27 protein-coding genes are annotated in these 24245 nt (G+C 63.1%); 18 read left to right on the top strand and 9 right to left on the bottom strand.

Going from position 1 to position 24245, the window contains the following annotated elements:
* Positions 1-52: 52 nt before the first annotated feature.
* Complete coding sequence (gene hslO / locus FVD38_RS22655; protein WP_147936877.1) at positions 53-1021, bottom strand: Hsp33 family molecular chaperone HslO; 969 nt, start codon at positions 1019-1021, stop codon at positions 53-55.
* A gap of 3 nt (positions 1022-1024) precedes the next feature.
* On the bottom strand, positions 1025-1549 hold the full coding sequence (locus FVD38_RS22650) for a gamma carbonic anhydrase family protein (protein ID WP_147936876.1): 525 nt from the start codon (positions 1547-1549) through the stop codon (positions 1025-1027).
* A 150-nt stretch (positions 1550-1699) separates the two neighbouring features.
* Between FVD38_RS22650 and FVD38_RS22645 the strand changes: the two genes are divergently transcribed.
* The 4 genes from FVD38_RS22645 to FVD38_RS22630 all read left to right on the top strand — a co-directional run bounded on the left by FVD38_RS22645 (position 1700) and on the right by FVD38_RS22630 (position 4581).
* Positions 1700-2581, top strand: a complete 882-nt coding sequence (locus tag FVD38_RS22645) for an alpha/beta fold hydrolase (RefSeq protein ID WP_147936875.1) — start codon at positions 1700-1702, stop codon at positions 2579-2581.
* Positions 2582-2616: 35 nt separating this feature from the next.
* Positions 2617-3183, top strand: coding sequence for a hypothetical protein (locus FVD38_RS22640; RefSeq protein ID WP_147936874.1), 567 nt, complete (start codon positions 2617-2619; stop codon positions 3181-3183).
* Positions 3184-3347: 164 nt separating this feature from the next.
* Positions 3348-4031 carry a hypothetical protein gene (locus FVD38_RS22635; RefSeq protein WP_147936873.1) on the top strand — a complete coding sequence of 228 codons (684 nt, stop codon included), beginning with the start codon at positions 3348-3350 and terminating at the stop codon, positions 4029-4031.
* 7 nt (positions 4032-4038) lie between these two features.
* Positions 4039-4581 carry a FlgO family outer membrane protein gene (locus tag FVD38_RS22630; protein WP_123069906.1) on the top strand — a complete coding sequence of 181 codons (543 nt, stop codon included), beginning with the start codon at positions 4039-4041 and terminating at the stop codon, positions 4579-4581.
* Here the strand turns inward: FVD38_RS22630 and FVD38_RS22625 are convergent.
* A complete protein-coding gene (locus FVD38_RS22625; RefSeq protein ID WP_147936872.1) occupies positions 4484-4861 on the bottom strand; it encodes a hypothetical protein in 378 nt (125 codons plus the stop codon). The two genes, FVD38_RS22630 and FVD38_RS22625, sit on opposite strands and share 98 nt — an antisense overlap.
* A complete protein-coding gene (locus FVD38_RS22620; RefSeq protein WP_147936871.1) occupies positions 4830-5897 on the bottom strand; it encodes an NAD(P)H-dependent flavin oxidoreductase in 1068 nt (355 codons plus the stop codon). Before FVD38_RS22620 ends, FVD38_RS22625 begins: the two co-directional genes overlap by 32 nt.
* A gap of 77 nt (positions 5898-5974) precedes the next feature.
* Here FVD38_RS22620 and FVD38_RS22615 point away from each other — a divergent pair, with 77 nt between their 5' ends.
* From FVD38_RS22615 to FVD38_RS22595, 5 genes are all read left to right on the top strand, one after another.
* Entirely contained in the window at positions 5975-6847 is an 873-nt protein-coding gene (locus tag FVD38_RS22615) for a LysR substrate-binding domain-containing protein (protein WP_187271679.1), read from the top strand.
* Between the two features lie 52 nt (positions 6848-6899).
* Positions 6900-7733, top strand: a complete 834-nt coding sequence (locus FVD38_RS22610; protein WP_147936869.1) for a 3',5'-nucleoside bisphosphate phosphatase — start codon at positions 6900-6902, stop codon at positions 7731-7733.
* A 40-nt stretch (positions 7734-7773) separates the two neighbouring features.
* A complete protein-coding gene (locus tag FVD38_RS22605) occupies positions 7774-8952 on the top strand; it encodes a helix-turn-helix domain-containing protein (protein ID WP_229493923.1) in 1179 nt (392 codons plus the stop codon).
* 63 nt (positions 8953-9015) lie between these two features.
* A complete protein-coding gene (locus tag FVD38_RS22600) occupies positions 9016-9954 on the top strand; it encodes a type 1 glutamine amidotransferase domain-containing protein (protein ID WP_147936867.1) in 939 nt (312 codons plus the stop codon).
* A gap of 76 nt (positions 9955-10030) precedes the next feature.
* A complete protein-coding gene (locus FVD38_RS22595) occupies positions 10031-11776 on the top strand; it encodes a serine hydrolase domain-containing protein (protein WP_147936866.1) in 1746 nt (581 codons plus the stop codon).
* A 58-nt stretch (positions 11777-11834) separates the two neighbouring features.
* Here the strand turns inward: FVD38_RS22595 and FVD38_RS22590 are convergent, their stop codons facing one another.
* Entirely contained in the window at positions 11835-13766 is a 1932-nt protein-coding gene (locus tag FVD38_RS22590; protein ID WP_147936865.1) for a RiPP maturation radical SAM C-methyltransferase, read from the bottom strand.
* 3 nt (positions 13767-13769) lie between these two features.
* Positions 13770-14228 carry a hypothetical protein gene (locus tag FVD38_RS22585; protein ID WP_147936864.1) on the bottom strand — a complete coding sequence of 153 codons (459 nt, stop codon included), beginning with the start codon at positions 14226-14228 and terminating at the stop codon, positions 13770-13772.
* A 227-nt stretch (positions 14229-14455) separates the two neighbouring features.
* Here FVD38_RS22585 and FVD38_RS22580 point away from each other — a divergent pair, with 227 nt between their 5' ends.
* From FVD38_RS22580 to bamC, 8 genes are all read left to right on the top strand, one after another.
* Entirely contained in the window at positions 14456-14887 is a 432-nt protein-coding gene (locus tag FVD38_RS22580; RefSeq protein ID WP_123069912.1) for a ribbon-helix-helix domain-containing protein, read from the top strand.
* 1 nt (position 14888) lies between these two features.
* Positions 14889-16001, top strand: a complete 1113-nt coding sequence (locus tag FVD38_RS22575; protein ID WP_147936863.1) for an extracellular catalytic domain type 1 short-chain-length polyhydroxyalkanoate depolymerase — start codon at positions 14889-14891, stop codon at positions 15999-16001.
* A 97-nt stretch (positions 16002-16098) separates the two neighbouring features.
* Positions 16099-16974: a protease HtpX gene (gene htpX / locus FVD38_RS22570; protein ID WP_147936862.1), complete on the top strand. Its 876-nt coding sequence runs from the start codon at positions 16099-16101 to the stop codon at positions 16972-16974.
* An 18-nt stretch (positions 16975-16992) separates the two neighbouring features.
* On the top strand, positions 16993-17616 hold the full coding sequence (locus FVD38_RS22565; protein WP_147936861.1) for an L-threonylcarbamoyladenylate synthase: 624 nt from the start codon (positions 16993-16995) through the stop codon (positions 17614-17616).
* 58 nt (positions 17617-17674) lie between these two features.
* Positions 17675-18328 (top strand): site-2 protease family protein, encoded by a 654-nt coding sequence (locus tag FVD38_RS22560; RefSeq protein ID WP_147936860.1) that lies wholly within the window; start codon positions 17675-17677, stop codon positions 18326-18328.
* 28 nt (positions 18329-18356) lie between these two features.
* Positions 18357-18926, top strand: a complete 570-nt coding sequence (locus tag FVD38_RS22555) for a class I SAM-dependent methyltransferase (RefSeq protein ID WP_370660655.1) — start codon at positions 18357-18359, stop codon at positions 18924-18926.
* Between the two features lie 53 nt (positions 18927-18979).
* Positions 18980-19858: a 4-hydroxy-tetrahydrodipicolinate synthase gene (gene dapA / locus FVD38_RS22550; protein WP_123069923.1), complete on the top strand. Its 879-nt coding sequence runs from the start codon at positions 18980-18982 to the stop codon at positions 19856-19858.
* A 46-nt stretch (positions 19859-19904) separates the two neighbouring features.
* Positions 19905-21110, top strand: a complete 1206-nt coding sequence (gene bamC / locus FVD38_RS22545) for an NlpB/DapX family lipoprotein (protein ID WP_147936858.1) — start codon at positions 19905-19907, stop codon at positions 21108-21110.
* 223 nt (positions 21111-21333) lie between these two features.
* On the opposite strand, the gene FVD38_RS22540 is transcribed toward bamC, so the two are convergent.
* The 3 genes from FVD38_RS22540 to FVD38_RS22530 form a co-directional block, all read right to left on the bottom strand.
* Complete coding sequence (locus tag FVD38_RS22540) at positions 21334-21612, bottom strand: hypothetical protein (protein WP_123069919.1); 279 nt, start codon at positions 21610-21612, stop codon at positions 21334-21336.
* A 292-nt stretch (positions 21613-21904) separates the two neighbouring features.
* Entirely contained in the window at positions 21905-22384 is a 480-nt protein-coding gene (locus FVD38_RS22535) for a DUF7931 domain-containing protein (RefSeq protein WP_147936857.1), read from the bottom strand.
* 14 nt (positions 22385-22398) lie between these two features.
* Positions 22399-23520: a cupin domain-containing protein gene (locus tag FVD38_RS22530; RefSeq protein ID WP_147936856.1), complete on the bottom strand. Its 1122-nt coding sequence runs from the start codon at positions 23518-23520 to the stop codon at positions 22399-22401.
* A 77-nt stretch (positions 23521-23597) separates the two neighbouring features.
* Here FVD38_RS22530 and FVD38_RS22525 point away from each other — a divergent pair, with 77 nt between their 5' ends.
* Positions 23598-24131: an FKBP-type peptidyl-prolyl cis-trans isomerase gene (locus tag FVD38_RS22525; RefSeq protein WP_123069922.1), complete on the top strand. Its 534-nt coding sequence runs from the start codon at positions 23598-23600 to the stop codon at positions 24129-24131.
* Positions 24132-24245: the final 114 nt, after the last annotated feature.

Genomic DNA, 24245 nt, shown 5'->3' with positions numbered 1-24245 from the left:
GCCAGTGGCAGTAACGACGTGCTGGCGTCAGTAGAAGAACGACGTCGATAGCTTAATGCGTACTACCGCTCGGCGGAATCAAGGTCTGCACCGGGCTGTCGCTGGCGAACAGTTGCGCGCAGTCGACCTTGTCGAAGGCGTAGTGCTTGCCGCAGAAATCGCAGTTGATGCCCAGTTCGCCCAGCTCGGCCAGCGCCGATTCGACTTCGTCCTGGCCCAGCATCTTGAGCATATTGCCGACCTTCTCGCGGTTGCAGCTGCAATGGAATTGCGGGTGCACCGGGTCGAACACGCGGATGGTCTCTTCCCAGAACAGGCGATGCAGCAGCGTCGAGATATCGGTCGACAGCAGCTCTTCGCGCTTGACGGTCTGGCCCAGCATGGCGGCGCGGTTCCAGGTTTCCAGGTCTTCGGCCTCGGAGGCCTGCTTGACCTGGTCGTCCTTGCCGCTGTGGCGCGGCAGCTTTTGCAGCAGCAGCCCGCGCGCGACCTTGTCGTCGGCCGCCAGCCACAGGCGCGTGTCCATCTGCTCCGAGCGCAGCATGTAGTTCTCGATCACGGTCGCCATGTCGTCGCCGTCGAGCGGCACCACGCCCTGGTAGGGCTGCTGGCCCGGGACCTTGTCGGCCGGGTCGAGCGTGATCACGAAACGGCCCTTGCCGTTGGCATTGAACATATCGCCCAGGGTGACGTCGTCCGCGATCTCGACGTCGGGCGCCAGTTTCGCCGTGGCGCGCATGCGCAGGTCGGCGTCGCATTCGACCACCAGCAGGCGCACCGGGCCGTCGCCGTGGATCTGCATCACGATCGAACCGTTGAACTTGAGGTTGGCCGACAGCAGGGCGCCGGCCGCCACCATCTCGCCCAGCACCGAACGCACCGCCTTCGGGTAAGCGTGACGGGCCTGGATCTCGCGCCAGGTGTCCGAAATCTCGACCAGCTCGCCGCGCACGGCCGCATTGTCGAAGATGAATTTTTGCAGGGTGTCCCTGTTGGTGGTGCCAGTATCCGTAGTCGTCATTCTTTATCCGATTTTCTTGAGCTGCGCCTTGAACAGCTGGCCGCGCGCAACATAGTTCGCGGCATTGCCTTCCAGGCGCAGCAGGTCTTCTTGTGTCAGTGTCCGCACCACCTTCGCGGGCGAACCCAGGATCAGCGAGTGATCGGGAAATTCCTTGCCTTCCGTGACCAGGGCGCCGGCGCCGACCAGGCATCCCTTGCCGATCCGCGCGCCGTTGAGCACCACGGCCTGGATCCCGATCAGCGAGCCGTCGCCCACCGTGCAGCCGTGCAGCATGGCCTGGTGGCCGATCGTCACGTTCTTGCCGATGTCGAGCGGATAGCCCGGATCGGTGTGCATCACGGTGCCTTCCTGAACATTGCTGTTCTCGCCGATCGTGATGGGCTCGTTGTCGCCGCGCAGCGTGGTGCCGAACCATACCGATGCATTCGCTGCGAGCCTGACCCTGCCCACCAGGGTGGCCGTGTCGGCGACAAACGCCGACGGATCGATCTCGGGCGCATGCTCGCCCAGCTGGTAAATAGCCATGGATGTGCTCGCGTAGGTGGAAATGGCGCTATTTTACCGCCCGACCTGTCCCGAAGTCCGGCAGATGGGGCCGCGATGCGCGAATTCAACCGCCGGCCCGTATAATCATCCGAACCACATCCGAACGACCGTACTAATTTCAGGAATAGCATGAAACCTTCCCGTTCCGAATTCCTTACCGTTCGCGGCCTGCGCATGCACGTGCGCCACTGGGGCTCGCCCGGCGCGCCCAAGCTGTTCATGCTGCACGGTTGGATGGACGTGTCGGCCTCGTTCCAGTTCATGGTCGATTGCCTGAAAGGGGACTGGCACGTGATCGCGCCCGACTGGCGCGGCTTCGGCCAGAGCGCGCGTTCGGGTGCAGACACCTACTGGTTCCCCGACTATGTAGCTGACCTCGACGTGTTGCTCGACCATTATGCCCCGGGCGAGGCGGTGAATATGCTCGGCCACAGCATGGGCGGGAATATCGCCGGCATCTACGCCGGCGTGCGGCCGCAGCGCATCGCGAAATTGATCAACCTGGAAGGCTTCGGCTTGCCGACCACGCACCCGAAACAGTACCCGGGCCGCGTGGCCAAGTGGCTCGACGAGTTGCGCGAGCCGCCCGAGATGCGCGGCTACGCCAGCCTGGACGAGGTGGCGGCACGCCTGCGCAAGACCAATCCGCGCCTGGCGCAGGACCGCGCCGCCTTCCTGGCCGCCCACTGGGCGGAACAAGACCGCGACGGCCTGTGGAAGATCCTGGGCGATCCAGCGCATAAAATGAGTTCGCCGCTGCTGTACCACGTCGACGAAATCATGGCCTGCTGGAGCGCGATCACGGCGCCGGTGCTGTGGGTCGAGGCCGAGGACACCGATATGTGGCGCTGGATGGGGGCGAAGGACCAGGCGCGTGCCGAAGTCGACCGCAGGATGGCTTACTTGCGGAATGTCACGCCGCGCATGGTGCCGCAGGCCGGCCATATGCTGCACCATGACCAGCCAGAACTGCTGGCCGCCATGGTCGAGGAATTCCTGGTTGCAGGTTGAGAACGTCCGATAAACCATCTTCACACTGATCGCCCATGAATATGCCCGGATCGGCCCATATGCGCAGGGCGCGCCGTCAGCGCCTGCTGGCGCTCCTTTTGTTGAGCGCTTCGACCGCATACGCCACGCCGCCTCCGCCACCGGAACCAAAGCAGGTGCGCGAGGCCAGCATGAAGGTGAGCGTTCACCTGCTCGAAACAAGGAATGGACGTGTCAGCAAGCGGACCAGGCTCTGCGAGGTCAGCGGGAAAGTCCCTGTCTATGCCGACGACGGCACTGCCGCTCGCGCATATGGCCGGGAGATCGCCGGTTGCCGGATGCCGTGGAAAGGCGGATATTTACCGGTGGAGGTGCGGGGAACGGTGGCTGTTGCGCGCGGCCCCGTGACCTTTGCCAGCGCATTCGTCAGTGTCGTGCCGCCAGGCGCCGCGCCACTGTGTCCCGACCTGTGCGGGCCGCAACCGCTGGCCGATTCCAGCGGAGAGGTCAGGGTGAGCGGCATACCCGCAACATTGGCGTTCGGATTGACGCCGAACCCGGGGGCCATCCTGAATGCCAAACCACCGGTCTGGCTCGAGGCCGACGTCGTGGTCACCAACTAACTGCCATTGCATCGACGGCGTGTCATCCATGGCGCCGCGGGCGCCATTGTCGTTGTATCCACACCTCATCCTTAACAGATAAATTGCCTGAGGGAAACTGCTGTGATACAGTCGCCCCCGAGCGTGCGCCAGTCCGGTCGCACCACAGACCGACAGGATTCACGATGGCTTATCGAGGCGCCAGCGCGCTCGCCGCCGGCCTGCTGCTCGCAGGCTGCGCCATGCCCTACAGCCCGGCCCCCGTGGCCACCAATTTCGCCAGCACGCAGCAGCCCAAGCTCCAGGCCGCGGCCCATTGGGGCGTGATCGCGCGCCATATGGCGACCGAGCTGGGCCCAACCCTGAAGACGGCGCCGAGCCGCTCCCTGTACGTGGATCCGCTGCAACCGTCGATCTTCAGCACGGGCGTGAAGTCGCACCTGGTCACGGCCCTGGTCAACGATGGTTTCGTGATCGTCAAGAATCCGGTGCCGGGAGCGCTCAAGATCGAGCTCGACACGCAAGTGGTCGCCTTCTCGGCCGACCGTCCGCAGTACCGCTATGCCGGGCTGCCGACGGCGCTGGCCAGCGGCGCCTGGGTCCTGACCAGCATCCAGCACAGCCCCGAGTGGCTGCTCACGGCCGGCGTCTATGGCTTCGACGCGCATCGCTGGTTCACCGCCCAGTTCGCGCCGGGCGATACGCCGAAGACCGAAATGATCGTGACCGTCTCGGTCGCCGACGAGCAGCGCTATTACGCGCGCAACACCTCGGTCTACTACACCAGCGACGAGGACCTGGCGCTGTACGACGCCGCCCTGGCCGCGCCGGTGCCGACATCGAAGACCTTCGCGGTCAAGGACCATTGAGCTGAACATGCGCACATTGAAACTATCGGCGGCCGCGCTGGGCCTGTCCTTGCTGCTGGGCGGCTGCGCGCTGGTCGAGCAACCCAACTACACGTCGGTGAGCGCGAACGATTTCGTCGCCGCCAACTACCGTGCGGCCGACGCCTTGCAGGCCCAGCTGGCTGGCAAGCTGACCGGCGACCAGCCACTGATCATGGCCACCCTCGTCAATATCGACGCCCTCGAACATAGCTCGATGCTGGGCCGCGTGGTGTCCGAGCAGATCGCCACCCGCCTGGCCCAGGGCGGCCTGCCGGTGCTGGAAATGAAGCTGCGCAACAGCGTCTACCTGAAGCGCAACCAGGGCGAGCTGATGCTCACCCGCGAGCTGGGCGAAGTGGCCGGCACGCACAACGCGCAGGCGGTGGTCGTGGGTTCGTATGCCGAGACGCGCGATACCATCTTCATCAACGTCAAGGTGATCCAGCCGACCACGAACCTGGTGCTGGCGGGGCATGACTACGTGCTGGCGAAGCAGGGGACGATCCGTTCCATGCTGGTGCCGGACTGACCAGGGCAACCTGGCGCACGATTTCCGGCAGCTGATTGCGCACCCAGCGCAGCTCGGCGTCGTCCAGCGCTTCCGGCGCCTGCGCCAGCATCGCGAGCCGGGCCATGACGTCCGGGGCGATCCCGACGTCGTCCGCCGCGTCGATCGCCAGCACGAAGCGCTGCGCCACCGGGCCGACCGGCCCGCCTTGCGCGCGGTAGCGCTGCAGCTCGCCCATCAGGTGAAGGGCGAGGGCAGGCTGGCCGGCATCAGGCGGCGTCGCCGCTGGCATTGAGTTCACGCACCAGCGTCTCCACCAGTTCCGCCGCCGGCATGGCCCGCGCGAGCGGCGCCCCTTGCCCGGCCCAGTGCGCCGCATATTCATGGTTGCCCGCCTTCGCCGCCGCCGCGTGCAACTGCTTGGCCGCGTCATAGGCCACCGGGTAGGCGGCCGGGACGCCGGACGCGCCATGGCGCACCAGGCGATTGACGATGCCGCGCGCCGGCCGTCCCGAGATCGCCGCGGTCAGGGCGGTGGTGGCTGCGCGTTCGCTTTGGAGGTTGGCGCGATAGGCGTCGTTGGCCGCCGATTCGGGCGTCAGGATGAAGGCGGTGCCGAGCTGCGCTCCCGCCGCGCCGAGGTCCAGCGCCGCCTTGATGCCGGCGCCGTCCATGATGCCGCCGGCGGCGATCACCGGCAGCCCCGTCCGTTTGACCAGCAGGCGCACCAGCACCGCCATGCTCAGCCGTTCGTCGGTCGCATCGAGGTCGAACATGCCTCGGTGGCCTCCGGCTTCGATGCCTTGCGCCACGATCGCGTCGATTCCCGCCCGTTCTATGGTCAGCGCTTCATCCAGGTTGGTGGCGGTGGCCATGGTGCGGATGCCGGCTGCGCGCAGCGCCGCCAGGCGTTCGCCCGAGGGCAGGCCGAAGTGGAAGCTGACGACTTGCGGGCGCAGGTCGAGCAGCATCCGGAACGACTCTTCGTCATCGTTGAAGCTGCGGTAGATTTCATCGAGCGAGGAGGGCGGCGCCGCGCCGGCGTCCGCGAACAGCGGCGCCAGGTGGCCCAGCCAGGCCGACTCGCGCGCGGCATCGCGCTGGGCCGGCGCGTGGCAGAACACGTTCACATTGATCGCCTTCCCCGTCAGCGCCCGCGTTTCCTCGATCGTCGCGCGCGCCTGCGCGGCCGTGCTCGCACCGATCCCCAGCGAACCCAGCGCGCCGGCATTGGATACCGCCGCCGCCAAGCGCGGCGTGCCTACGCCAGCCATCGGCGCCTGGATGATCGGATGCGCGACGGACAGCTGAGAAAAGAATGGATGGGACGGTTGCATGGCGGCTCCTTTCGTTTGACTTTTATTCTCAATTTGAGAATCAAGTGATGGTATCATTCTGTTTTGACAAAAGATATATGGAAACTGAATCTTTGCGCATTTTTTGCGCCGTGGCGGCGGAGCTGAGCATCACGCAGGCCGCGGCGCGGCTGGGGCGGGCGCCGTCGAATGTGACGACCCGCATCCAGCAACTCGAGGCGGACCTTGGCGCTGGACTATTCGTGCGGACGGCCAAGCGCATCGCGTTGTCGCCGACGGGCGAGCAGTTCCTCGTCTACGCTGAACGGCTGCTGGCGCTGGAAGACGAGGCGCGGCAAGTCGTGTCGAATGGCGCCTCGGGCGGCGTGCTGCGGATCGGCAGCATGGAGAGTACGGCGGCCAGCCGGCTGCCGGGCGTGCTGGCGGCTTTCCACGTCGACCATCCGGCCACGCGGCTGGTCTTGCGCACCGGCCCGTCGCGTCAGATCGTCGAGCAGGTGAGGACCGGTGCGCTCGACTGCGCCTTTGCCGCCTGGCCGGACGATGGTGCTGAGCTCATCGAGATGGGGCTGCAATCGATGCCGGTCTGGGTCGAAGAGCTGCTATTGCTGCTGCCGCCCGGCGAATCTGAAGTCGAGGACGCGCGGCAGGTGAGGGCGCGCTCGCTGGCCGCATTCCCGCCGGGCTGCACCTATCGCAGCCTGGCGGAAGACCGACTGGGCATCGCCGGCGACCCGGCCTGGCGGGTGCAGGAAATGAACTCCTATCACGCGATGATCGCCTGCGTGGCCGCCGGCGCCTGCTTGACGGTGTTGCCGGCCAGCGTGCTGGCGCTGGGCGGTGCGCCGGCTTCGTTGAAGACCCTGCCATTGGGCCGTCTCGATACCTGCCTGGTGTGGCGGGATGGCTTCGCGACGCCGGCATTCCGTGCGTTCGCCGAGCGGCTGGGAGTGGGGCTCGAACCGCGATAGCGGGCAGCTAAATGCGCGTACAATGTGTCGTTCCAGATACCACATTCGCCCCATGCTGAAAGTCGACCTGCACTGCCATTCCACCGTCTCCGACGGCGTACTCGCTCCTTCCGACGTGGCTGCCTACGCACGCAAGGGCGGGGTCGACGTGTGGGCGCTCACTGACCACGACGAGGTCGGCGGCATCAAGGCCGCGCGCAAGGCGGCGGGAGAACTGGGCATGCGCTTCGTGGCCGGGGTCGAGATCTCGGTCACCTGGGCCAACGAGACCGTGCACGTGGTCGGCCTGCAGGTCGACGAAGACAATCCGGCCCTGATCGCCGGCCTGGCCGCGACCCGCAACGGCCGCGAGCAGCGCGCGCGCGAAATGGCGGCCCAACTGGAGCAGGCCGGCATTCCCGGCGCCTATGAGGGCGCACTGCGCTACGTCGCCAATCCCGACCTGATGTCGCGCACCCATTTCGCGCGCTTCCTGTGCGAGATCGGCGTGTGCGACACCACCTCCGAAGTATTCCGCCGTTTCCTCACCGAAGGCCGGCCCGGCTATGTGCCGCACCGCTGGGCCACGCTGGCCGAGGCGATGGGCTGGATCCGCGGCGCGGGCGGCATCCCCGTCATTGCCCATCCGGGCCGCTACCGTTTCAGCGACACGGCGCAAGGCGTCCTGTTCGATGAGTTCCGCCAGCTGGGCGGCAAGACCATCGAGGTCGTCACCGGCAGCCATACGCCCGACCAGTACGGGATCTATGCCGAGCTGGCGCGGCGTTATGGCTTCTTGGCCTCGCGCGGCACCGATTTCCACGCGCCGGGAGAGGCGAGGGTCGAGTTCGCTGAATTGCCGCCGCTGCCGTCGAACGTGACGCCGGTGTGGCATGACTGGTTCTGATCCTGCTCCACCGTCGATAAATCCACGGGCGACCTGAGTGATGTCGAGCCAGTTACTCTTTTTGTTCAGCGTCCTTGGTGGGGTCAATGGCGTATTCCTGGCGCTGTATTTTTTTACTCGCCGCAGCAACCGCCTCACGCATGCCATGCTGGGCGCCTTGTTGATCTCGGTCGGTTTTCGCACAGTCAAATCGACGTTCTATTACTTCAATCCCGATCTCGCCATCGAGTTTCTGCAGATCGGACTGGCGGCCTGCCTGCTGATCGGGCCCTTGACCTATCTTTACGTAGATAGTCACCTGGCCGATCTGAAGGCCAGCGCCGCAAACGATCGCTGGCGCTGGCATCTCCTGTCGGCATCCTGCATCATCCTGATCGCGGTGAATTTCCCGTATTCCCAGTATCCAAACGCATGGTTTTACTATGTCTGCGGCATCCATGGGTATTGGTTTGCGTATCTGCTATTGGCGGGGAAGAAGCTGTGGCAATCGCGTGCGGTGTTGCGCGATGCGGACGGCAAGCTTATCCGCGGCAATATATTGTTGTTGAGCGTATATTCCGGTAGTTTCCTGCTGCTGGCCGCGTATGTGACTACGCCACTGACCTCGTATATTGTCGGCGCCTTGTCATTCACCTTCTCGGTACACGTCGCGATCTTGTCCTGGATCGTGCACCATGGAGCGAAGGCCGAGGTCGCCAAGAAAGAAAAATACCAGAATCGCAAATTGACTGGCCAGGATGCTGGCGAGCTGATCGAATCGCTGAACCGGGTGATGCGTGAACAGCAGCTCTACCTGAATCCCAATCTGAGCCTGGCGTTGCTGGCAAAAAAGGTCGGGAATCTGCAAACCACGGTGTCCCAGGTAATCAACGAGAATCTGGGTAAAAGTTTTAATCTGTATATCAATGAGTTCCGCATCCAGCATGCCCAGGACTTGTTGATCAGTGAATCTCGCATGAATATGGGACTCGTTGCCGAGTGCAGCGGTTTTAATTCGACCTCCACCTTCTTCGCTGCATTCAAAAAGACCACCGGACAGACGCCGGCGAGCTATCGCGCCGCCCGTGCATCTGCTTCACTTCCATCCTGTACGGATCGCACCGTGGGTACGCCGCGTCGTAGCCTTTCCGGGCCGCTGTCCGGGCCCTGGAAATACGCCACCCAGCCCAAGCTGCGGCAACCTCTCCCCCCGATCGTTTCTTGCTCCCGCCCCGGGTGAGCCGCGGCGCTGCGCGTGCCTGCGGCTGCGGAATCATGTATCCGGAGTCCGAAATCATGGTTCATGAACTCGGCGCCAGGCGGCAATCCTATATTGGCTACCGACGCCGCGTATCGCTCCCGGACAACCGATCCGGGCGGGTGCGCGGCCGGGCAACCGTATCTACCTTCGGTAACAGGTATTTCTACATTTTCAGGTGAATGTATGTGTCGACCTTTCTTCTTTCAGATATTAATGGCGCTTTATCTCCTGCTATTCCAGCCTGAGTGCGCATTCGCATCGCCGGTATCCCCGGACACTAACGCTGCGTCCGGGCAAGGGCAGAAAATCCTGATCGTCACGTCAAACCAGCATACGTATGGAAATACCAGTATCAGCGCCGCCAATCATTTCGAAGAAATTGTGATTGCCTATGATGTGTTTCGGAAGAACGGCTATGTGGTGGATGTGGTGAGTCCGGAAGGAGGGGCTATTCCACTAAATTATATTGACACGGCAAATGAAATCCAAAAAGCGCACTTGTATGACGCGCAATTCATGAGTCTTCTCAAGAATACCCGTCATCCACGGCAAGTCAGGGCCGGCGACTACAGGGCGGTCTATTACAGCGGTGGCGGATCCGCCATGTTCGGGGTGGCCGACAACAAGGACATTCAAGAAATTGCCACTGCAATCTACCGCAGTGGTGGCGTGGTGTCGGCCATCTGTCATGGCACTGCGGGCATCGTCAACTTGAAAAACATCGATGGCAGCTCGCTGCTGGCCGGCCGAAACATCACCGGCTTTCCCGATTTGTTCGAAAACACAAAGGCCGATTACTACAAGACCTTCCCATTTTCGATCGACAAGGAAGTCAGCCGGCAGGGCGGGAATTTTGAGTATTCAAAAAAATGGGCGGCGAATTTCTACATTGTCGACGGCAACATCATTACCGGACAGGACCCTTCGGCGACCGTGTCGGTCGCCCAGGAAGTGATCAAGGCAATCCAGAGGAAAACCTGAGCGGCGAATCCCCGCACATCGTTTGCAGCCAGCTGAAACAGGCTGGTCACTACAATAAACACAGGAATCGATCCATATGAAGAATCACGGTCTCATGGCAATGCGTTTTGTGCTGGCATGTCTCGCACCGCTGTCGCTGCCGGCGCATGCCAGCAACAGCATCGACGCCGCCACCATGCAGAAATTCGATGCGGTGTTCAGCGACTTCAGTGTTCCCCGGCCGGCGCTCGCGGTGGCCATGTTCAAGAACCGGGAGCTGGTGTACCAGAAGGCCTATGGCCATGCCAATCTGGAGCACGGTATTCCGGCAACTGTCGATACCAGCTTCCAGATCGATACGCTCGCATGGGAATTCATTGCCTATTCTGCCCTGATGCTGGAAAGCCAGGGCAAGATCAAGCTGAGCGACGACATCAGAAAGTATCTGCCCGAGCTGCCCGACCTTGGCGAAAAAATCACCGTCAATCACCTGCTGAGCTCGACCGACGGGGTCGCCGGCTACAAGGTCTTGCAAGCCCTGGCAGGGTGGGAGGCGAGCGGGCCCGGGCAGAACGCAGCCGTTCTTGACCTGATCAAGAGCCAGAAGACATTGAATTTCAAACCAGGCGAAGAATTCTCGCCAGGCGGTGACAGCAGGTTCATCCTGTTGGCCAGGATCGTCGAAGTCGTTTCCGGAGAGTCCTTCGATGTCTTTAGCAAGAAGAATATCTTTACGCCCTTGGGCATGGCGAACACGCGGTTCGTGGTTGACGACGCCCAGTTCATGGCCAACAGGGCGGTTCCTTACCGGAGTGCGGGAGATGGCGTCTACAAACACGATGTGGGCGGACGCAACACCCCCGGCCTGGTCAATCTGTATTCCTCGATACGCGATCTGTCGCTCTGGCGCGCCAGCCTGGCAGCGCCCGCGCCCGGCAATCAGGCCCTGGCCGACAAGCTGAACCAGCCGATCAAGCTCGATAGCGGGGTGGTCATCCGCGATATCGCCAGGGTCTCGACCTACGGCCAGCAGCATGCGGGCCAGGAGAGAGGTATCTCGAAGAAATACCAGATCGGCGGCGTTGGCGGCTACGCGAGTTCGGTGTTCAGCTTTCCCGATCACGATGTTTCGGTCGTCGTACTGAGCTCGGGGCTGGACTACAGCGGAAGTTATGGCATGCGGCTGGCGTCCGTCCTGCTCGAAAAACAGTTTCTCGAGCCTCTGACGATCGACTATTCGCGCATCGGGCGCGTGAAGGTCGCGCCGGCCCAGCTCGCGCAATACGCGGGCAATTACTGGACCGCAGTCCGGGCGGTTCCTGCTGTTATCTACGTCAAGGACGACGTCCTGTATTACGGCCGGGCAGGCGGAGCGCCGGGGCGTGAACTGATTCCCCTGGGCGGCGCGAGATTCCAGCTGAAGATCGAGGGCGACGACCATTATTTCGTCGAGTTCGTCGATGGCAAGCAGGGACCGGAAATGCACTACAGCATGGGGGCGAGCGACCCGGTGGTGTTCGAATCCTACAAGCCCGTGTCGTACACCGATCGGGAACTGGAGCAGTTCGCAGGCACCTTCCATAACGAAGAGCTCAATGCTTCCTATGTTTTCACGGTCAGCAAAGGGGGGCTCAGCGCACGCAATCTGCGCGTCGGCCAGGTCGACTTCAAGCCGCTCGACGCCAACAGGTTTTCGGGCAACAAGCCGTTCATGGGCGGGCTCAGGTTCGAGCGCGGCAGTAATCAAGAGGTGACCGGCTTCCAGATCATTGGCGACGAAGCCCGGGGGCTGCAGTTCAAGAAGATCCACACCCCGGCATCCTCGCGCATCGTCAGGAACTGAGGTGGGCGCCTTCGCCTGCTGCGACGGCGCGGGCGCGGGCATGCATCGGTAGCGACGGCTAGCAGTAGTTCGCGGTCCAGCTCTTTGGCCAGTTGCTCGCCTGATGGCGCTGCCAGACTTCCTGGGGCAGCGCCAGGGATAGATAGTGTTCGCCTTCGCGCCAAAGCAGGCGATACTCGTCTGCCAGCAGCTGGGCGGCAGGCGCGATGGCGTTCCGGTGAAATTCCGGCAATGCCAGCGCGATGGCCTCCAGCGTCTGGGTCGCGTCATCGCAGGCGAGCAGCAGGCGCCGCTCGAGACCGTCGAAGCGCCTGATGCATTCGGCGCCGAAGCGGCTGTCGTGCACGGTCAGCGCTTCTCCGTCATCGACGTAATAGAGATAGACATCCCGTTCCCGATGCTGCTCCTTCCAGTGGTCGACCTGCTCCACCAGCATCCGATAGAGAATCCCGAGGTCTTGCGGGTAGTCGAAGCCGCGCGCGAAATAGTAGGCATAGTCGTCCAGCCGAAAATCGTGTTCATCCTGGAAGGCTTGGGAAAACATGACGTCGTAGCAGCGATGATGGCGCGGCTTGCTCGACAGGCCGAAGCGCGTCGGGTCAGCTTGCAAGGGGGCAAAGCGGGTGACGATGGTTTCGGTGCGGCTGACTGGCGGCGTCAGGTGATATAGCTTGGGCAGTTGACGCAACATGGCGCGATACCAGGTCGCCTGCTCGCCGGGTAGACCATACAGGATGTTGTAATTGATCTGGATGCCGTGCCGGTAGCCGGATTTGAGGGTCAGCACGTTATGAATGCCGCGCACCCCCTTGTCCATCAGCTTGAGCACGTCGGACGAGAACGATTCGATGCCAGGCTGGAGTTCGACGAAGCCCGCTGCCGCGAAACGGCCCAGGCGCTCGTCGCTCTGGTTGGCCTTGATTTCGCCCATCAGGCGCAGCCGCGGGCAAGTCTGCGCCAGCTGGTCGAGCATGTCGTGGTAGTACTGGCGCGGAAGGATATAGTCCGAGAAGCGATAGATGCGATCGCCATGGCGTTGGCGCATGGCGTCCAGCATGGCCAGCACCTGCCCCGGCGATTTGGCGCGATAACGCAGGGTGTCTTCGTCGATGCCGCAGAAAACGCAGTGCTTGTGCTGGCCCCACCAGCAACCGCGTGACGCCTCCACCGGCAGCACCTTGCTGTGGACGGTGATGCTTTCGTCGGACTGAAGGGCGTCGAGGTCGGCGAACCAGTCGGTGTAGTCGGGTGGCGGGTTGCGGTCAAGCTCAGCCGCCAGCCCCTTGGGGGCAGGCGTTTGCATGGCTCCCGGCCCCGGGCGAAGCTGGATGCCGGGAATCCGGGCAAAGTCGTCCTTTCCCACCGATGCCCAGGCCAGGCGGGCGATTTGCGGTTCGCCGTCCCCGCGCGCCACGGCATCGATCCATGGGAAGCTGCGCAGTACGTTATCGCCAGGTATTCCTTCGAGCGCATAGCCACCGAGGACCACGGGCAGGCCGGGGCGCCGGGTCTTGAGCAGGCGTGCCAGGGCAACGGACGCGAGGGTCTGGTCGAACATGCAAGTGAATCCCACCAGCGTGGGGTGCAAGGCCAGGATGTCGTCGGCGCACTCGGCCAGGTAGCGCGGCATGACGTCGTCGCGCAGGTGGAGGCAAAGATGCAGCAGCGCTTCGGTCGAGCGGTAGCGGTCTTGCTGGACCGTCGCCGCATGCACGGCGCAGCGCTCGGCAAGACATGCGGCTTGCTCGTCGTCCAGTTCGCCGTCGAGTAGTCCCGTAAACAGGAATTCATTGATGCCCCAGAACGTGGCCAGCATCGAACACGATTGCGCACTGACATAGCGCAGCAATCGCAGGTTCAAGTGGCGCACCCGGCAAGCGATACCCGCTCGGTCCAGTTCCGCCTTCAATGTCGCCAGACCCAGCGAGGGCTCGGCGTAGGTTGCCCACGGCAGGCTGGCCAGCACGACGTTCGGCGCCGATGTCTCCATGCGCTACAGTCTCACGAAGCCGCGCTGGTCAATGACGAGTTCTTCCAGCGGATCGATGCCCTTGACGATCACGACGGTCACGGCCACTGCGATGGCCACCACGGCGATATTCATTACCGTGCCTCCAGGGGGAAGTAATTCGTTGACCGTGACAAGCCGCTTGATGGCGTCCTCGGAAAGCGGCAATTTCAGTTTCTCCGCCACTTCTTGTGGCGCTTCCAGCAGGCGATCGATGTAGCGGCCGTCCTGCACCACCTTGTTGTAGAAGTCGAGCGCCTCCTGGGCCGTGCCACGCGAGATCTCGAGGCGGTTGCCAATCAGCTGTTCCGTATTGATATAGGCCGCTTCGAGCGTGGTCGTGGAACTGATGTATTTGTTCAGTGCCGGCCAGCGCCGGGAGAGTTCTTCACGGGCAAAAAGCTGCTGTTTGAAGGCAATGCGATCAGTCGACTTGCAGTCCATGATGAGCCCCCGGAATGACGTGGTAAGGAGAGCCTAATGGAGCGTTCAAGGCACTTCAATACACGCGTGCGCGCAGACGGTGCGAGCTTGATACCTCTCACTGCGCCAGCCGGCTCCGGGAACTTTTGCTAAATGGACCATAGGTTCCAATCCCGCTGGAAAAGCTTGTGCGTTACCACTTATCGGCATAATATACTCCAATTGGAGTATTATAGGAGTATGAGTAGATGGTAAAGCGAGCATTGTCCCAAGCAAGGCTGCCTGATAGCGACAAGGTCACCGTCAATGTCGGCCTGGTCGACCTGGCCCAGGTCGATCTTCTGGTCGACGAAGGCTTTTATTCCAATCGCACCGACCTCGTCCGTGCGGCGATTCGCAATCTGTTGCAGCAGCATGCCGACGTGATCCGCCAGGCCGTCGTGCGCAAGCGCTACGTCATGGGCCTGCACCGTTATTCGCTGCGCGAACTCGAGCAGGTAGTGGCTCAGGGGGAACAGCTTGAAATTAATGTGCTCGGTCTGGCCGTGATCGAAGACGACGTGCCGGTAGAGCTTGCCGTGCAGGCGATCGCCTCGATCCATGTGCTTGGCGCCTTCGTTGCCGCCCCGGCGGTCCGGCAGGCGCTGGCAGACCGCATTTACACCCGTTATGGGAATTGATATGAAAAACCTCGATCGTTTTATCGGCCAGATGCTGGAATCGGCGCGCATGGTGCGCGGCAAGGACATGTCTGGCGCGACCGCCGTGATCCAGCAGGCACTGGCGCAGGCCGGCCTGGCCACTCCCCAGGCGCATCCCGCAGCCAGCGCGTTTGCGCGCCAGCCGGAATTCGTCGACCTGAACCCGGCGCCCGACTGGAGCCGGAGTGCGGGAAAGCGCTTCGTCCCGCCCCGGCCTGCGGCGCGCCCATCGGCGTCCGCGAAGGCAGCGCCCGGCCGCTTCATCGCCGGTAGCCACGCGGGCGAAGCGGGCAGCCGCCGCTACAAGCTGTACATTCCCGCAAAACCGGCCGAGGGCCGCCGTCCGCTGGTCGTGATGCTGCACGGCTGCACCCAGAACCCGGACGATTTCGCGGTCGGCACCGGCATGAACGCGCTGGCCGAAGAATTCGGCTTCCTGGTGCTGTACCCCGAGCAGGACGGCCGCGCCAACCATTCACATTGCTGGAACTGGTTCGAGCCGGGCCACCAGGCGCGCGATGCGGGCGAACCCGGAATCCTGGCGGGCATGACACGCGAGGTGATGCGGGAATACGATGCCGAGCCGTCGCAGGTGTTCGTGGCCGGCATGTCGGCCGGCGGCGCGATGGCGGCGGTGCTCGGCGCCGAGTATCCGGAACTGTTCGCCGCGATCGGCGTCCATTCCGGCTTGCCGGCGGGCAGCGCGCGCGACATGATCACGGGCCTGCAAGCCATGAAAAAGCCCGGCCGCGGGCGCAGCCTGCGCGAGGCGGTGCCGGTGATCGTCTTCCATGGCGATGCCGACCACGTGGTCAATCAGGGCAATGGCGAGGCAGTGCTGAAGCAATTTGTCGGCGCCCACGCCGGCTTGCGCGCCACGCCGCTGCATGCGAGCGAGACCGAATCCACCCAGGGCGGGCGCCGCGCTACTCACCGCACCTGGCGCGACGAAGAAGGGCGGGCGATGGCGGAGCACTGGATCGTGCACGGCGCGGGCCACACCTGGGCGGGCGGTGATGCGGCCGGTTCGCATACCGATGCGCTCGGCCCCAACGCCTCGCGCGAGATGCTGCGCTTTTTCCTGCAGAGGTAAGGCGTCAAGGCCCGGTTCGATAATGGCTGGGCCTTGAATTTCGCGCGGTCCAGCCCAATCTTGGCATCTTGCCATCAACTTAGCGGAGATGTCTGCCATGAAGCGTGTCGTTCTGTTCCTTGCCACCAACCTTGCCGTCGTGCTGGTACTGACGCTGGTGATGAATCTGTTCGGCCTGGGCCGGGGTGTCTCGGCACAGGGCATCAATGTCGGCGAACTGGCCGTGTTGTCAGTGGTGATCGGTTTCACCGGCGCCATCATCTCGCTCCTGATGAGTAAACCGATGGCCAAGTGGTCGACCGGTGCGCGCGTCATCGAGCAGCCGGCCAACTCTACCGAGCAATGGCTGGTGCAGACCGTGCGCCGCCTGTCCGAGCGCGCCGGCATCGGCATGCCCGAAGTCGCCGTGTATGAGGGCGAGCCGAACGCGTTCGCTACGGGCGCGTTCAAGAACTCGGCGCTGGTCGCCGTCTCGACTGGCCTGCTGCAGAGCATGAACCAGGACGAGGTCGAAGCCGTCCTCGGCCATGAGGTGGCGCACATCGCCAATGGCGACATGGTCACCCTGACCCTGATCCAGGGCGTGGTGAATACCTTCGTCGTGTTCCTGGCGCGTGTGGTCGGTTTCTTCGTCGACAAGGTATTGTTCCGTAAGGAGGGCGAGGGCCCCGGCATCGGCTACTTTGCCAGCGTGATTGTGCTCGAAATTTTGTTCGGCCTGCTGGCCTCGATCATCGTTGCCTGGTTCTCGCGCCAGCGCGAATTCCGCGCCGACGCCGGCGCCGCGAAACTGATGGGCAGTCCGGTACCGATGCAGCATGCGCTGGCCCGCCTGGGCGGTTTGGCGCCGGGCGCGCTGCCCAAGACGATGTCGGCGTCGGGCATTTCCGGTAGCGGCGGCGGCTGGGGCGCGCTGTTCTCGACCCACCCGCCGATGGAACAGCGCATCGCCGCGCTCCAGCAACTGCGTTAATCAATCAAGGACGTTTAGATGGGCCAATATTTCCAGATCCACCCCGAGAATCCCCAGGCCCGCCTGATCAAGCAGGCGGCGCAGATCGTCAGCAGCGGCGGCATCGTCGCCTTGCCGACCGATTCCGCGTATGCGCTGGTATGCCGCCTGGACGACAAGGCGGCGGTCGACAAGCTGCGCCGGATCCGCGGCATCGACGACAAGCACCACCTGACGCTGCTCGTGCGCGACCTGTCCGAGGTCGCGCAATACGCGCGCGTCGATAACACGCAGTATCGCCTGCTCAAGGCCACGATGCCGGGCCCGTACACGGTGATCCTGGAGGCGACGCGCGAACTGCCGCGCCGCCTGTCGCACCCGTCGCGCAAGACGATCGGCCTGCGCGTGCCCGAGAACCGCATCACGCTGGCGCTGCTCGAAGAACTGGGCGAGCCGCTGATCGGCACCACCCTGCAACTGCCGGGGGATGACCACATGCTGTCCGACCCGGAAGAAGTGCGCGAGCGCCTGGAAAAACAGATCGAGCTGATCATCGACGGCGGCGCCGGCTTGCTGGAGGCGACCACCATCATCGACCTCACCGGCCCCGAACCGGAACTGGTGCGCGAGGGCAGGGGCGATCCGGCAGCCTTCGGCCTCTGATGCCGCCTTAAGAATTCCACAGGACAAGTGCGTACCGGCCTCTGATAGAATCCCTCTTATGGATGAAACGATACGCAACATCGCCGTCTACGCGCTGCCCGTCCTTTTTGCGATTACCCTGCACGAAGCCGCCCACGCCCACGCCGCCAAATTTTTCGGTGACAACACCGCTTATTCCCAGGGCCGCATGAGCCTGAACCCGCTGGTGCACGTCGACATCTGGGGCACCATCGTGATTCCGATCATGATGTATCTGTTCACGCCCTTCGTGTTCGGCTACGCCAAGCCGGTGCCGGTCGACTTCGGCCGCCTGCGCAATCCGAAACGCGACATGGCCTGGGTCGCGCTGGCCGGTCCCATCGCCAACCTGATCATGGCTGCGTTTTGGCTGCTGTTCGCGGCGCTGCTGGTGTTCTTCGGCGTCAACGAGGCCTTCCCACGCCGCATGGCCGAGGCCGGCATCCTGACGAACCTGTTGATCATGGCCTTCAACCTGCTGCCGATCCCGCCGCTGGACGGTGGCCGGGTCTTGACCAGCATGCTGCCCAACAGCCTGGCCTGGAAATTCGCCCGCATCGAGCCCTACGGCTTCTTCGTCGTGCTGGGCCTGGTGTTCCTGCAACTGGTGGGCTACTGGGTGGTGCCGGTAATGCAGCTGGGCCGCTGGATCGTGGACCTGATGGTCCTGCCGTTCACCTCCGTGCTGTTCTGACGCCATGCCAGACGCGCCGCGTGTGAATATGCAGACTCTGCCGCCGTCGCCATGGGTGGAACGCTTCGTTTCCCTGGCGCCGCCGGGCGAGGCGCTCGACTTGGCTTGCGGCAACGGCCGCCACACGCGCCTGCTGGCGGCGCGCGGCCTGCAGGTGCTGGCGCTGGACCTTAAACCCGAGGCGCTGGCCGCCAGCGCGGGCGAGAACGTCACGACGATGGCTTACGACCTCGAGGCCGACGGTTCGCCCTGGCCCTTCGAGGCGGGGCGTTTTTCGGCGATCGTGGTCACCAATTACCTGCACCGGCCCCTGTTCGCCTTTCTTGCGGCCAGCCTGCGGCCGGACGGCATCCTGATCTACGAAACTTTCGCGCAGGGGAACCAGATCTACGGCAAACCATCCAATCCTGCCTTCCTGCTGGCGCCTGGCGAACTGCTGGGGCTGGCGCAAGACGGTGGCTTGCAGGTGCTGGCCTACGAGGACGGCCATGTGGAACGTCCGCATCCGGCCCAGGTGCAGCGCCTGTGCGCGGCCGGTCCGGCATTTGCCAAAACCGAGGCCCGGCTCGACCATATTGTGGTCAGGAATGAACCATAGCGGCGGGCTATCCGCTACAATCAGATTTTTTAATGAATGGCACGGCCAAGATTATGATTAAGGGCAGTATCGTAGCACTCGTCACTCCGATGTTCGAAGACGGCAGCCTTGACCGCGATTCCTTGCGCAAGCTGATCGACTGGCACGTCGCGGAAGGCACCGACGCGATCGTCATCGTGGGCACGACGGGCGAATCCGCCACCGTGTCGCCGGAAGAGCATTGCGAACTCGTCAAGCTGGCCGTCGATCACGTCGCCGGCCGCATCCCGGTCATCGCCGGCACCGGCGGCAACTCGACCGCGGAAGCGATCGCGCTGACCCGCCACGCGAAGGAATGCGGCGCCGACGCCTCGCTGCAGGTTGTTCCTTATTACAACCGTCCGACGCAAGAGGGCATGTACCGCCATTTCCGCACCATCGCGGAAAGCGTGGACCTGCCGATCATCCTGTATAACGTGCCGGGCCGTACCGTGGCCGACATGGCCAACGAGACCGTCGCGCGCCTGGCGCCGATCGAGAATATCGTGGGCATCAAGGACGCCACCGGCAATATCGGCCGCGGCATCGAACTGCTCAAGATGGTCGATAAATCGTTCGCCGTCTATTCGGGCGACGATCCGAGCGCGATGACCCTGATGTTCTGCGGCGGCGCCGGCAATATCTCGGTGACGGCCAACGTCGCCCCGCGCGCGATGCACGAACTGTGCGTGGCCGCGATGGCAGGCGACGTCGCCCGTGCGGTCGAGATCAACAACCGCGTGCTCGGCCTGCATGGCAAGCTGTTCGTCGAACCGAACCCGGTGCCGGTGAAGTGGGCGCTGGCCGAAATGGGCAAGATGCCCGCCGGCCTGCGCCTTCCGCTCGCGCCGCTGTCCGCCCAGTACCACGAGACCGTGCGCGCCGCCCTGGTGGAAGCCGGCGTTCATTCCTAATCCCGGACCCGCAAGGGTTCGGGTTCCTGACCTGATATCGAACGACATGACTAAAAGCAAGTACTCGGCATTCAACTCCGCGCGTTCCAATTTCTCGCCACTGGCTTCTGCTCCTGCTGCCGCACGCGTGCTGACGCTGACCGCGCTCGCTTTCAGCCTGGCGGCCTGCACCACCATCTTTGAAGGCGACAAGGTCGATTACAAGGGCGCCAAGAAAGCCGCGCCGCTGGACGTGCCGCCCGATCTGACCAAGCTGCAGCGCGACAATCGCTACGCCATCCCTGACGGCCGTGGCGTCGCCACCGCGTCGGGCCAGGCGGCGGCCGCTGCCGCCGGCACGGGCGGCGGCTTCGTCCCGGGCGTCGCGGCGAGCAACCAGCAGATCGGACCGATCTCGAGCGACGCGATCAGCGTGCAGCGCAACGGCGACCAGCGCTGGCTGGTGGTCAAGCAGACCCCGGAACAACTGTGGCCGCAGCTGCGCCAGTTCTGGGAAGAGCAGGGCTTCGCCGTCGAGACCGAGTCGGCCACGACCGGCACCATGGAAACCGCCTGGGTCGAGAACCGTTCGAAGATCCCGCAAGACTTCATCCGCAACGCGATTGGCCGCGTGTTCGACCGCGCCTACTCGACCGGCGAGCGCGACAAGTTCCGCACCCGCCTCGAGCGCCTGCCGGACGGCTCGACCGAGATCTGGGTCAGCCACCGCGGCGCCGAGGAAGTCCTGACCGGCCCGCAGAGCGAAACCACCACCTGGACCTCGCGTCCCAACGATCCTGGCCTGGAATCGCAATTCCTGGGCCGCATGGTCGCGATGCTGACCGGCACCAAGGAAGTGGCGACGGCCGAAGCGACGGTCGCCAATGCACCGGTGGCGCCGCAGCACGCCAAGCTGGTGGGCGACACGGTCGAGGTCGACGAAGGCTTCGACCGCGCCTGGCGCCGTGTCGGCCTGGCGCTGGACCGCGTCGGCTTCACCGTCGAGGACCGCGACCGCGTGCAGGGCGTCTACTTCGTGCGCTACGTCGATCCGGACGCGGCCGACCAGAAGGAAGGCTTCTTCAAGCGCCTGTTCTCGTGGGGCGGCAAGTCGGAAGACGAGCTCAAGGAAGCCCAGCGCTACCGCGTGCTGGTCAAGACCGAGCAGGGAGCCAACGTCAGCAAGGTCACGGTGCAGAACAACGAAGGCCAGGCGGACACCTCGCCGACCGCGGGCAAGATCCTGAGCCTGCTGCATACCGAGCTGAAGTAATCCTGGAGCCGGCCACCGGCTTCAACACGTCGTCCCCGCGCAGGCGGGGACCTAAGTTTGCCAGCGTTTCGATAGCGCCGGTAGTACTTGGGTCCCCGCCTGCGCGGGGACGACTTTTTTTGGGCTAGCGGTAGCGCATTAGCTAGCTGTTTGCGCGCGCCATAAAAGGTACAGACGTAAAAAAACCGGCCCGCAGGCCGGTCTTTCTTACCGAAGTAAGGAATTACTTGGTGGTAGCAGCAGCGTCAGCAGCTTGCTCAGCCGAACCTTGAGCAGCAGCAGCTGCGTCGGTTGCGGTGGTAGCAGCAGCAGCAGCGTCAGCGGCAGCAGCGTCAGCAGCAGCTGGTGCGGTTGCGTCAGCAGCTGGGGTAGCGGTTGCGTCAGCTGGTGCGACAGCTGCTGGGGTTTCGGTAGCAGCTGGTGCGACTGGAGCTTCTTCTTTCTTAGCGCAAGCAGCCAGGGTAACAGCGAACAGGGAGGCGATCAGCAGGGTTTTTTTCATGATTTTTCCTTAGTATTTACAAGAGTCGAACACTTGTTGCGATTAATAATTACCGGTAATTATTTCTCTGTGGAATTCTCGTGCTTTCACAAATAGCGTTAACGCCATAGACGCAACGGAACCTTCCTGATTGATATTATAGACAATTTTACAGTTTCGCAATAGCGAACACATGCCGTAACGAAAGAAATTTGCGGATGAATAAGCTTCATATTGTTACAAGATGCAACGTGGCTAAGAAACATCACGCTATGTAACTATCTGGCGTTTTTCAGGCAATTATTGCGCCCGCTCATAAACCCGTCCTGGACATTTGCAATGCGAGATGTGACTCTTGCCAAACTGCATCGAAACGGTGCTGCGACAGTTCGCAGGCGGCTGGATTGTCGAAGCTCGCCTCACCGCGCATGTGGTCGCTGTGGAAGCGGCGCACGATGTGCCGGTCGTCGCCGATACAGAAGGAATCGGTAAGCTGGCGCAGGCTGCGTGGGGTTTGCCGGCATTCGCACAGGTGGCCGTAGTCGCGCAGCAGGCGCAGGAAGCGCGGATAGTGGCGCTCGACGTGGGACGGATCGTGCAGCGCCAGGCGCAGCCGGCCGTCACGGGCAAGAAATGCCCGCAGCGCGGTGTCGATGCTGGTGCTGCCGAGTGGAAAGACCGCGACATCCGGATCGAAGACGGCCAGGGTGCTTTGCGCCGCTTCGATGCACGCGTGAAAGTGCGCCTCGCAGTCGAGGCGGGTGTCGAAGGCAATCGTGCGTGGTTCGCTCATCGACACCCCGTCCCTCAGCCCAGCTCGACCCAGCCGTCCTGGTACCAGGTGTACAGGGCTTCGAGCACGTCGTCGGTGGCTTTGTCGAGCACGGCGCCAGCGATGCGGCGCTCGTTGGCCAGCACGTCCAGCACCGCCTTGTCGGCGCGGCCGACGGCGAACGATTCGCCGTTGATGAAGACGTGCTTGCCGCGGTACAGCATCAGGGTCTTGCTCGACAGCTTGATGCCGCGCTTGGCCGCGGTCTCCATGAAGCGGCCCACGGTCAATGGTTTCGCCGGACCGGTGAAGAACACATTGTGCTTCGGCTCGGACATATGCTCGCCCAGAAACACGGTCACGTCTTCCTCGTCCCAACGCACCTTGTTCAATTCTTCGGTGACGGTGTCGAGCATATCGCGTGGAATCTCGGCCGGGTTCTTGGCCGGCTTCAGTTCCGGATCGCCATAACGGCCAGGCAAATCGATGGAGTCGGCCATGAATTGCAGGAAGGCTTCTCCTAATTCCTGGAACGAAGGGGAGCGGAAGCCGATCGAATAGGTCATGCATTCGCCTTCGGCAATGCCGTCGTGGGCATAATGCGGCGGCAGGTACAGCATATCGCCCGGTTCGAGCACGAATTCTTCTTCGGGCTTGAAATTGGCCAGGATTTTGAGCGGCAAGCCTTCGACCAGGGTCAGGTCTTGCTGCGAACCGATCTTCCAGCGGCGCTTGCCGTGGGCCTGCAACAGGAACACGTCATAGGAATCGTAGTGGGGACCGACGCCGGCGCCATCGGTGGCGAAGCTGATCATCAAGTCGTCCAGGCGGGCATCGGGCACGAAGCGGAACTGGCGCAGCAGCTCGTCGGCGCGCTCGTCGTACAGGTTCACGCCCTGCACCAGCATCGTCCAGTTAGGTTCGGTGCGGGCCGGGAGTTCGGCCAGGGGGCCGTGCTGCATGTCCCAGTTGCCGTCCTTCTGGGTGACCAGGCGCGCTTCGACGTGATTCTGGCGCGCCATCTCGGCCAGTTTCTCGAATTTGAGCAGGGGTTTGAAGCCGGGGATCGCGCCACGGATCAGGAGCGGTTTCTTGTGCCAATAATCGCGCAGAAACTCGGCGGGAGTGATATTCCCGAGAAGCGGTAATTTTTTCATGCGTCATTATAACCAGCCGGACAAGTGACGGAACCCATCGGGGGTATAATCCGAGCCTTACTACGAAAGGATGTGCGATGAAGATTGCCAAAGACACAGTCGTGACGGTTAACTACAAGCTGTCGGATGCCCAGAACAACCTCATCGAAGAAGGCGTGCAGCCAATGGTTTACCTGCACGGCGGCTACGAAAATACCCTGCCGAAGATCGAAGAAGAGCTCGACGGCAAGGAAGTCGGCTATTCGTCAACGATCCAGGTAGAACCGGACGACGCGTTTGGCGACTACGAGCCAGAGCTGGTCAAGGTCGAAGAGCGCGCCCGCCTGCCTGAGCCGATCGAAGTCGGCATGCAGTTCGAAGGCGTGGCTGAAGGCGGCGACGACGAGCCAGTGATCTTCACCGTGACCGAGATCGCCGAAGACAAGGTGGTCCTGGACGGCAACCACCCGCTGGCCGGCATGGCGCTGCGCTTCGATCTGTCGGTGATCGACGTGCGCGCGGCCACCGCCGAGGAAATCCAGCACGGCCACGTGCATGGCGCTGGCGGTCATCATCATGAGATGGACGACAGCGACGAAGGCGACCACTTCCGTAGCCAGCCGCTGCAGTAATTGGGTTGGTGGTGGGCTGAGTGACTTGGGTTCCCGCCTTCGCGCTAGGCTAAGCCCACATCTGTGCAAGCTTCCAGCCTTGCGTTATGCTTCCGAAGCGTTCGAGTCCGTGCC

It is taken from the genome of Massilia arenae, from assembly GCF_008014745.1.
GTDB classification, from domain to species: domain Bacteria; phylum Pseudomonadota; class Gammaproteobacteria; order Burkholderiales; family Burkholderiaceae_D; genus Telluria; species Telluria arenae.
This window is presented reverse-complemented; position numbering and strand designations above follow the sequence as displayed.